This window comes from Thermobaculum sp. T2p, from assembly GCF_059335935.1.
In genome coordinates, this window is the sequence record NZ_JANZYQ010000007.1 from 143,549 (window position 1) to 153,163 (window position 9,615).

The following is a 9,615-nucleotide window of genomic DNA, read 5'->3' on the forward strand; positions in this document are numbered from 1 at the left end:
GAGAAGTATAAGTTCAATATATTAGGCTTACAGCCAATCGCATCTACCAACACACAGCATAAAAGCTCCCAGGAGATTTTATCTAATTCTAGGTATTGACAACGACGTCGCTTCAGTTTATAAGGATTATAGTAACAGTGGTATATACAACATAATATCATGAGGTATGGAGATCATTAATTGTACCGTCGAGCACCTGTACCCTTGTACTATCAACTCAAGGAGATCATCCGTGACAAGATCTTGTCTGGGGAGTGGGTTGAGGGTATGCGACTACCCTCTGAAAGGGAACTGTGTGAGCAGTACGGGGTTAGTAGGATGACTGTGCGGCAATCTATTACTGACCTCGTCCATGAAGGGCTACTCTACAGGGAACAAGGCAAGGGGACTTTCGTCCGTAGAGCCCGTATCTATCAGCAACTAGATAGGCTCACCAGCTTCACTGAGGACATGCATAACAGGGGACAAGTTCCCAACACCAAAGTGTTGGCCGCTGGCATGTACAATGCCGATTCTATGGTGGCGGAAAGACTACAGATCTCACCAGGTCAAGAGGTATTTCGGTTATACCGCCTGCGTATATCCAATGGAGAACCATTAGCCCTAGAGCTCACTCATATCCATTTTCCAGGATGTGAGAGGCTAGTGGCGGAGGACCTAGAGCATAACTCGCTATACGTGCTGCTCGAGACCAAATACGGAGTCTCCCTAGTAGAGGCCCTACAGGAAGTTGAAGCTGGGTTGGCTGGCAAGGAAGAAGCCAACCTACTTAGGATATCTCCTGGATCCTCAGTGTTACTTACCCGTAGGACTACCTACACCAACCATGGTCATCCAGTGGAATATGCCGTATCTACCTACCGAGGAGATAGATACACCTTCTCTACTCGGTTGGTTAGGGATTGGAGGTGATTACATATAAGGGTTGACAGCATCTATCATGAATCAATCCAACGACTTCTTCAGGCAGGAGGAGATATATGAGTACAGCTAGAATGAGCCGTAGACAATTCATACAACTATCTACTCTAACGATACCAGCCTTACTCGCAGCATGTGGAGGATCGAATACTTCGGCAACACCTACTGTAACGTCTAGCGGATCGACCGGTGCCAGTAGCACGCCTACGCCAGCACCACATATTAGCGGGCCAAGCGGTGCTAGTACTACGCTTACCGTGCTCACTCATTGGGGTGATCAGAGCTTGCTAAAGGCGCTCACCCCTTGGTTCGACGAATGCGCCCGCAAGGTGAACGTCCGCATCGTGCATCAGACTGTGGCCTTCGATCAGCTGTTGACGAAGATAATGACAGGTAGGCTGGGCGGCCAAACCGTGGACATCTATCACTTTTATAATCTATGGCTGCCGGACTTTGTAGGCAGTGATCTGCTGGCTCCTCCTCCAGTAGATCTGGTCGACGATATCAAAAGCAATTATAGCCAAGGCTCCGTAGAGGGCGTGACCTACAATGGTCAAATTTGGGGATATCCAACCGAGGTCGACTCATACCAGTTGATATACAACAAGAAGATCTTCAATCAGGCAGGCATCGATGATGTACCTAAGACTTGGGATGATGTTAGGACAGCAGCCAAGCGGTGCACCAAGAAGGACTCAAGCGGCAAGATTACCCAGGCTGGGTTTATGCTCATAAAAGGTTGGGATTCAGGAGTAGTTCATCCTTGGCTCTCCTTGTTATGGTCTAATGGTGGCGAGTTCGTCTCAAAGGACTATTCCCAAGCATTGTTCAATCAACAACCTGGCGTTCAAACCCTAGATTTCGAAATGGATCTCATTAACGATGGTTCGGTCAATCTTGGCTTTGGGCTTGAGGACTTCGTTGCCGGTAAGGCTGCGATGACAATCATGGCTAATTGGTGGGGATCATCGCTCCGAGCATCCTCCTTAGGTATCAAAAGCTTTGGCTCCGCACCAATTCCCTACAATGACAGCCATGAGTCAGTAGCGCTGCAATACAACTGGTTGTGGGGAGTTGACAAGAACAGTCCACACGCTGACATCGCGTGGAAGTTTATAGAGTGCCTTAACAGTCCGAGAAATGGTAAGGCTTCCCCGATGGGAGAGTACCTCACCACAGGTTTGAACGCCCTACCTAGTAGGTTGTCCGATCAAAAGGCTTTGGCTAGTCGGATCAACGATCCATTCATTAAGCCCTTCGTAGAGGCACTCAGCAATGCGCGCACAGAGCCCATCATTCCTGGCGCCCAAGAGATCAAGACTTCTCTGCAGAAACAGATAGAGGCGGCCTGGTACAAGCAAAAGTCGCCCAAGGAAGCTCTGGACACAGCTGCCCAAGAAGCCGAGCGTATCTTGAAGGAAAAGAGGCAATAGTCGCTCATGCGCACGATCAGTGCCACAAAGGAAGCAGCACGTGAGAGGCGCGCGCACCGTAGAGTGCTCAACAGGAAGGCGGTAGCGGGCTACCTATTTATAGCCCCCTCCATCGCCTTCCTGTTGGTCTTCGCTCTCATCCCTTTCCTCTTCACCATCTACGTGAGCCTACACGACTGGAACATGCTGGTTCCTCTGAGCAGAGCGCGCTTCCTGGGATTCGAGAACTATCGCTATCTGCTGTTCGAGGATCCCCTATTCTGGCAGACGTTCAGGAACAGCGTCGTTTTCGCCTTGGGCAACGTTGTGCTGACTATGGCGCTGTCCCTGGCAGTGGCCCTGCTGCTCAACTCCCGTCTGCGGCTGAGGGCTCTCTGGAGGTCGGCCTTCTTCATGCCCTACGTTACCTCCTCCGTGGCCATTGCTATCGTGTGGTCCAACCTCTATCACCCCACATATGGGCTGTTCAACGGTGTCCTCCAGTTCCTGGGGTTGCCGACGCTGGATTTCACGAACAGCCCGAGCCAGGCGATGCCCAGCCTGATAGCCACGTCTATCTGGCACGAGTTGGGATACTACATGATCATCTTCCTAGCGGGGCTGCAAAGTATTCCTGGCGAGGTGTACGATGCCGCCAAGGTGGACGGGGCCGACAGTTGGCAGCAGTTTTGGAGGATCACCTTGCCGCTGCTTCGCCCCACGATCCTGTTCGTCGCCGTGATCATCACACTGTCGTCCCTACAGGTATTTGATCTGCCTTTCATTCTTACCAACGGCGGGCCTGTCAACTCGACTAACACGTTGGTACTGTACATGTATCAGACGGCATTTCAGTTCCTGCGCATGGGACGAGCTACGGCTATGGCGATCCTGCTGTTCGTCGTTGTGTTCGCCATGACTTTGATCCAGCTACGCCTGTTGAGGGAGAGAGAATGAGCGCACAACTCAGGCCATCGAGTATGTTCGTGAACGCTGTGAAGTACTTGGCGATATCGGTGGGGGCGTTTCTGATGCTGTTGCCATTCATCTGGATGATCTTGGCCTCGCTGATGACCTCCGCGGAGGTCATGGCTCGCCCCCTGGTGTGGTTTCCGCACAACCCACAGTTTGAGAACTACATCCGGCTACGAGAGGTCCTGCCTCTCAGCAGGATGTACTTCAACAGCCTCTTTGTGGCCTTGACCACCACCTTGGGCATCCTGCTTACCAGCTCGCTCTCAGGATACGGCTTTGCTAAATTCCAGTTCCCAGGGCGCAACCTACTATTCATACTGGTACTAGCCACCATCATGATCCCGTTCTTTGTGGTACTCATTCCAGTGTTCTATATAGTGAAGGAGCTGGGCTGGGTGAACTCCTACTGGGGACTGATAGTGCCCAACATCGTGACGGCGTTCGGCATCTTTTTGATGCGCCAATATATGCTGAGCTTGCCAGAGGAGCTGCTTGATGCCGCCAGAATAGATGGGGCCTCTGAGTTCAGGATCTACTGGCAAATAGCAGTGCCTCTGAGCGCACCTGCGCTGAGCGCATTGGGCATACTGGCCTTCGTCTACCAGTGGAACAACTTCCTCTGGCCACTCGTAGTGGTAAGATCATCTGATATGTGGACTATTCCTCTAGGGCTTAACAGCCTGAAGGTTTACGCCAGCAGCCCACAGGTGATCAATCTGCAGATGGCTGGGTCGGCCTTGGCCATTATCCCGGTGGTGTTGGTGTTCCTGGCGCTGCAACGGTACTTCGTGCAAGGTATAGCTATGACTGGTATGAAGGGGTGAGGTGTATGGCGGCGGAGGTTTCTATCTCTATTCGGCCCTATCGTGCTCAAGACGAGGATGATCTGCTGCGAGTGTGGAACGAGGCTTTGGTGGCGGACCCTATCAACGCGGCTACCTGGCGCTCTAAGGTCCTGCTGGACCCTAACTTCGATCCTGAGGGCTGCTTGGTTGCGGAGGTTGAGGGAGAAGTTGCAGGCTTCTTGCTATCTATCAAGCGTAAGGTGCCTTTCTTCAACGACGGTCTACAGCCCGAACAAGCCTGGATCACAGCCTTTGCAGTGGCGCCCAGTTGGCAGGGAAAGGGGCTGGGGCGTAAGCTCCTGGAGGCCGCTCTAGAGAGACTGCGCGCGTTGGGAACAAGATCCGTAGCTATATCCCCCTATGTCCCCTATTACTTCACTCCCGGTATCGACGTGCACGCTTATAGTCGCGCCGTCGACTGGCTCGTGAAGGACGGATGGCAGGTGATAGAGCGGCCGCTCAGCATGCGGGCCGAGCTCACGGGCTTCCAGATACCAAACCACATTCGCGAGACGGAGGATAGGCTCCGAGCCGAGGGCATAGTCGTGCGAGAGGTCGAGCCTCGGGACATAGTGCCGGTGCTGGCGTTTGTTCAGCAGCATTTCACTTGGGACTGGCATAGGGAAGCTTCTGGGGTGCTGGGCGACCTGTTTGCAGGCGATCCCCGCACGGTGGGGATGGTGATTGCCTGTCGAGATGACGAGGTGATAGGGTACGCCGAGCACAGAGCAGAACGCTTTGGCCCCTTTGGTGTACATCCCGATATGAGGAGCAGAGGTATAGGTAGGGTGCTGCTGGCGCACATGCTCCTGGAGATGCGCAAGCAAGGCTACCATGCCGCATGGTTCCTCTGGACAGGCGACTATGCAGCCAAGCTCTACTCACAGTGTGGCTTCCATGAGGTGAGACGCTTTGCAGTACTCAAGAAAGATATCTAGGAGGTAGAAGGTGGTAACACAGAGATGCATAATGGTAGTTGGGGCACACGCTGCCGATGCTGAGATCATGGGCGGGGCGGTGGTGCTCAAGCACGTACAGGCCGGCTGGAAAGCAGTGATGGTACACATGACCGGTGGAGAGAAAGGTAGCCCTGTCCTGACACCGGAGCAGTACCTCGAGATCAAGCGCGAGGAAGCGCAGAGAGCGGCAGAAATCCTTGGAGCTGAATGCGTGATGCTACCTTATCCCGATGGCGAGCTGCCAGTCAATGAGGAGGCCCAGTGGTACATCGCCGACCTCATTCGCAAGCACAGGCCAGACGTCATCCTCACCCACTGGAAGGGCAGCTTCCACAGAGATCACAACAACACCCACGATAACGTGATGGCCTCGCTATTCTTTGCTGGCCTCAAGGCATTCAAGAGGGAATACCCTGAGCACTCGCCGTCCCGGGTGTACTTTGCGGAGAACTGGGAGGATATGGAGGGCTTCAGGCCTGAGGTGTACCTGGATGTCACTGAGGTATGGGACCGGTACCTAGAGGCCATTCATGCCTACAGCCTGTTCCGAGGTGAGGTGGTATCCTTCAGGTACGAGCAATGGTACGATGGTGCCAGCCGCATGCGGGGGGCGGAGGCGGGCTGCGATCGTGCCGTGGCGCTCATGCGCCCTGCCAGCTACTACAGTGTCAGGCAGCGTATGGGCCTCCTAGAAGAGTAGATGAGGAGGGAGCAGCTACCTAGCCCAAGCTCAGACTGCCTTGGCGCTAGGCGGCTGACGACCCATTCCCCGGAGCGCTCTGCCGACTGTGGGACCAAGTAGCTGGTCCAGCTCCCGGCTCTCACTATATAGTCTAGACGTCCTCCGGTGTGGGTCGGGTCATGCCGTCCAACCTGATTGCGCACTACAGGGGGGTTGCCTAGATGCCTCGTCCTGTGGACGTACGAATCTTTCAGTAAAGAAGGATTTGCCTCGCGTATGGACTGCGAGCGTGCTCCGGATCTTGCTGCAGTATGCCGGGATATGAGGTGGATCGGCCTTGGCTCTTGAGATGCGTTGCTGATGGGGTCAGCGCTTTTTGTGAGGCGCGCGGGCTCCGAGGCAAAGGGGATGAGCATCCAGCGCATCGCAGTACTACCCCAGCGGGTGGCTGAGAACCACACCTTGGGGTGTGTCAGTCCGCGATCTTCCTGTACTACCATGAGGGTACAAAGCTCGCGGCTGGAGGAAATATCATGAGAGTGCTAGTACCGCTGGATGGCTCTGATCTCTCAGAGAAGGCGATCCCTTGGGGCAAACTCTTGGCGAAGGGGCCATCCAGCAGCCTGGTCCTGCTGAGGGCGGTCTCGCCGCATATGTCGGCGGGGAACCTGCTCGAGGCATTTAACGCTGCTGAGCGGTACCTGGATGAGAAGGTATCCCAGCTAAGGGATGCTAGTTTGAAGGTCGAGGCGACCGTCCACATAGGGGAGCCGGTAGAGGTGATCGTGCGCGCGTCGATCCTGGAGGGAGTCGATCTTATAGTGATGACCACGCACGGCCGGAGCGGCGTGTCTCGGTTCCTGTACGGCAGTGTCGCTGAGGGCGTGCTTGCTCGCTCTCAATCACCGGTGATGCTGGTCCGGGGATGGACCGACGAGTCGATGGCGGCAACCGAAGTCGATACCATCTTGGTGCCCCTGGATGGCACAGAATTCGCCGAGGCTGCCTTATCTCTTGCTAAAGAGATCGCTGGGATGCTTCGGGCCAAGTTGGTGCTGTTCAGAGTGGCTAGCGCGAGGGCGCAGCAGGGGGCGATCCTGGCCGAAACAACTCCCGACACCTTCCGCTACTCAGAGGACCCCGAAGAGGTGGCGCGGCTGGAGGCCGAGAGTTACCTCCAAAGGGTTGCTAGCGATTGCGTACGGCACGGGGTGGACGCCGAGACGGATGTGGCTTTCGGTGATCCGGGGAGAGAGATATGCCGGGCGGAGCGCGGCCACAGGGCAGGGCTGGTGGTGATGACCACGCACGGCCGTACCGGCCTCGAGCGACTGGTGCTGGGTAGCGTGGCGACCGAGGTGCTGCGCTGCGGTGTTGCCCCTCTGGTGCTGCTTTCCAGGCGTCCTTAGGCGCGGGGCTAAGGATGACAAGGGAGGAAATGTCGTGGATACGGATCGTGACGTAAAGGTGGCCGTGGTGTATTACTCAAGGTTCGGCTCAGTGGCCGTGATGGCCCAGGCGGTGGCGGAGGGCTGCAGGCGAGTATCAGGCACTGATGTCCGGTTGTATCGCATAGGTGAGGAGCCGCAGCCGGAGCTGGCAGACCTGCGAACCGCTGATGCCATCGTAGTGGGCACCCCGGCGTACTTCGGCAACGCGGCATCGCCGGTGCTCTCGTTCTTCGAGACTCTGCTCTCTGGGCAAGTAGGTGCCAAAGTCGAGGGCCGGGCACCTTGGTGGCACCAAATGTTCCAGGACAAGGTAGGAGCAGCTTTCGTCAGCTGTGGTGCGGAGCATGCCGGCAGCGAGCACGCCCTGCAGGCCATGCTCAGGCTCATGATGCATCTGGGGATGGTCGTAGTGACACCAGGACTACCTGAGCCTATGTTCGTGGAGCATAGGTCCCCTTACGGTGCCGTGACGGTCGCCGGGCCGGGCGGCGACCGGCCTCCGAACCTGACAGAGCTGGACGCCGCCAGAGAGCTAGGGGAGAGGGTCGCCACCGTGGCTATGTGGCTGCGGCTAGGGCGGATCGCCGCAATGACACCCTAGCCGCTGATCTGCAGGGATGTGGGTCGATCCTCGCCAGAGACCACTCTCGAGATCTACCCTAAGGAGAAATCAGATGATGTCTAACACTTACGAACCTACCACCCTGAGGAGGATCTTAGTGCCGCTTGACGGCTCCGCGCTTGCTGAGCAGGCTCTGCCGTATGCCCAGGTCCTGGCGGAACGCAGTGGCGCGGAGATTCTGCTGGTGCGTGTGGTACCTCCCGAATGGCCTGACGGGCCTGCGGAGGCGCGGGAACACCTCCGTGAGGTACATGAGGCGCGCAGCTATCTCGGCGAGATAGCCGGCAGGATCGAGTCCCGGGGGGTGAGGGTGCTGAGGTCCGTGCCGCCTGGGGCGCCGGCCACGCGGATCGCCGCGGAGGCACAGGACGCCGACCTCATAGTGATGACCACGCATGGCCGGAGCGGCGTGTTTCGGTTCTTGTACGGCAGCGTCGCCGAGGGCGTGCTTGCGCAGGCAAAGGTACCTGTGATGTTGATCCGGGCATGGATACACAACCCTGACGTCACTAGACTCGACCAGGCACCCGTGCTGCTGGTGCCCCTGGATGGCTCGGCGTTTGCTGAGGCCGCCATCCCCTTCGCGGCGCTGCTAGCCAATACCCTGGGAGGAGAGATGGTGTTGGTGCGGGCCGTGTATCCTCCCACACTCACGCTTGCCAATGAGTGGATGGCGATCTCCTACCTCCAGGAAGAGCTGGAAGTGCAGGAGGAGGGTGCCCGGAGCTACCTGGAAGCGGTGGCTCGTAGGTTGTCCAGCGGGGACAGGAGACCGCGCACGTACGTGAGCGTCGGGGCGCCGGTCGAGGTGATAGATGATGCGGCCCGCGAGGTAGGGGCAGCGCTGGTGGTGATGGCCACGCACGGCAGGGGCGCTACCACTCGGCTGTTGCTGGGCAGCGTGGCTCACTCGGTGCTCCTCAGGAGCACAGCCCCCCTGGTGCTCGTGCGCCCGAAGGGCGGTGCCGTGGAGGGGGCTAGCACAGCCAGTGGCGCCGCAGTAGGTGAGGAGGGTGCCCCATCCTAAGGGGTGGGGCAAGACTGCCCTCCAGATAGCGCTAAACGACCTTTTGGAGTGTTCTGTCTGAGGGCTCGAAGGGCTATGCTGAGGACTGGAAACGGATCTAACAACCTAACGGGAGGTACTTACGATGAGAGTTGCTACGGCAGACCCCACACAGAGACCGGAGCCCAGCATCACTCGGTTCTTGTTCGCCGATTCCAGGATGGCGATCTTCTGGCTGGTGGTGAGGCTCTATATAGGATATGAGTGGCTGCGGGCTGGGTGGGAGAAGATTGTTGACCCGTCTGGAGTCTGGGTAGGGTCAAAGGCTGGATCGGTGGTGGCGGGATTTGCTAAGGGGGCGCTGGCCAAGACGGGCGGCGAGCACCCCGACGTGCAGGGATGGTACGCCTGGTTTCTGCGGGAGCTGGTGCTGCCCAACGCCACACTGTTCAGCTACCTGGTGGCGTGGGGAGAGGTGCTGGTGGGCATCGCGCTGATCCTTGGGGTGCTCACGGGGATAGCGGCCTTCTTCGGGGCCGTGATGAACGCTAACTACCTATTGGCAGGTACCGTATCCACCAACCCAATCTTGCTTATCGGAGCTATAGGGCTCATGCTTGCCTGGAGAATAGCGGGGGTGTGAGTAAAATATTTGTGGGTGACATTCCGAAATGATCCCCGACGAGGGTTGCGAACTTTTGTTCGCGACGCTCGTCGGGGCCACCAAGCGAAGCGCGGTAGA

Annotated in this window: 10 protein-coding genes; all 10 read left to right on the forward strand. The window is 57.0% G+C overall.

Translation table 11 applies throughout. The features are described from left to right. The first annotated feature begins 180 nt into the window (after nt 1–180). Nucleotides 181–912 (forward strand): GntR family transcriptional regulator, encoded by a 732-nt coding sequence (locus tag N2245_RS03975; RefSeq protein WP_494535436.1) that lies wholly within the window; start codon nt 181–183, stop codon nt 910–912. Nucleotides 913–980: 68 nt separating this feature from the next. Beyond that, complete coding sequence (locus N2245_RS03980; RefSeq protein WP_494535437.1) at nt 981–2,354, forward strand: ABC transporter substrate-binding protein; 1,374 nt, start codon at nt 981–983, stop codon at nt 2,352–2,354. A gap of 6 nt (nt 2,355–2,360) precedes the next feature. Next, nucleotides 2,361–3,290, forward strand: a complete 930-nt coding sequence (locus N2245_RS03985; RefSeq protein WP_494535438.1) for a carbohydrate ABC transporter permease — start codon at nt 2,361–2,363, stop codon at nt 3,288–3,290. Beyond that, entirely contained in the window at nt 3,287–4,132 is an 846-nt protein-coding gene (locus N2245_RS03990; protein WP_494535439.1) for a carbohydrate ABC transporter permease, read from the forward strand. The genes N2245_RS03985 and N2245_RS03990 overlap by 4 nt, the downstream gene beginning before the upstream one ends. Before the next feature lie 5 nt (nt 4,133–4,137). After that, on the forward strand, nt 4,138–5,091 hold the full coding sequence (locus tag N2245_RS03995) for a GNAT family N-acetyltransferase (RefSeq protein ID WP_494535440.1): 954 nt from the start codon (nt 4,138–4,140) through the stop codon (nt 5,089–5,091). A gap of 10 nt (nt 5,092–5,101) precedes the next feature. Further along, entirely contained in the window at nt 5,102–5,812 is a 711-nt protein-coding gene (locus N2245_RS04000; protein WP_494535441.1) for a PIG-L deacetylase family protein, read from the forward strand. 515 nt (nt 5,813–6,327) lie between these two features. Continuing rightward, nucleotides 6,328–7,203: a universal stress protein gene (locus tag N2245_RS04005; protein ID WP_494535442.1), complete on the forward strand. Its 876-nt coding sequence runs from the start codon at nt 6,328–6,330 to the stop codon at nt 7,201–7,203. A gap of 34 nt (nt 7,204–7,237) precedes the next feature. Continuing rightward, a complete protein-coding gene (locus N2245_RS04010; RefSeq protein WP_494535443.1) occupies nt 7,238–7,846 on the forward strand; it encodes an NAD(P)H-dependent oxidoreductase in 609 nt (202 codons plus the stop codon). Between the two features lie 16 nt (nt 7,847–7,862). Beyond that, complete coding sequence (locus N2245_RS04015) at nt 7,863–8,894, forward strand: universal stress protein (RefSeq protein WP_494535444.1); 1,032 nt, start codon at nt 7,863–7,865, stop codon at nt 8,892–8,894. 124 nt (nt 8,895–9,018) lie between these two features. Beyond that, complete coding sequence (locus N2245_RS04020; RefSeq protein WP_494535445.1) at nt 9,019–9,516, forward strand: DoxX family protein; 498 nt, start codon at nt 9,019–9,021, stop codon at nt 9,514–9,516. The last annotated feature ends 99 nt before the right edge of the window (nt 9,517–9,615 follow it).

What these genes read in the sequence shown, in the direction of transcription:
- N2245_RS03995 (WP_494535440.1), top strand. Translation starts at nt 4,138, where the DNA reads ATGGCGGCGGAGGTTTCTATCTCTATTCGGCCCTATCGTGCTCAAGAC.
- N2245_RS04015 (WP_494535444.1), top strand. Translation starts at nt 7,863, where the DNA reads ATGTGGGTCGATCCTCGCCAGAGACCACTCTCGAGATCTACCCTAAGG.
- N2245_RS03985 (WP_494535438.1), top strand. Translation starts at nt 2,361, where the DNA reads ATGCGCACGATCAGTGCCACAAAGGAAGCAGCACGTGAGAGGCGCGCG.
- N2245_RS04005 (WP_494535442.1), top strand. Translation starts at nt 6,328, where the DNA reads ATGAGAGTGCTAGTACCGCTGGATGGCTCTGATCTCTCAGAGAAGGCG.
- N2245_RS04020 (WP_494535445.1), top strand. Translation starts at nt 9,019, where the DNA reads ATGAGAGTTGCTACGGCAGACCCCACACAGAGACCGGAGCCCAGCATC.
- N2245_RS03990 (WP_494535439.1), top strand. Translation starts at nt 3,287, where the DNA reads ATGAGCGCACAACTCAGGCCATCGAGTATGTTCGTGAACGCTGTGAAG.
- N2245_RS03980 (WP_494535437.1), top strand. Translation starts at nt 981, where the DNA reads ATGAGTACAGCTAGAATGAGCCGTAGACAATTCATACAACTATCTACT.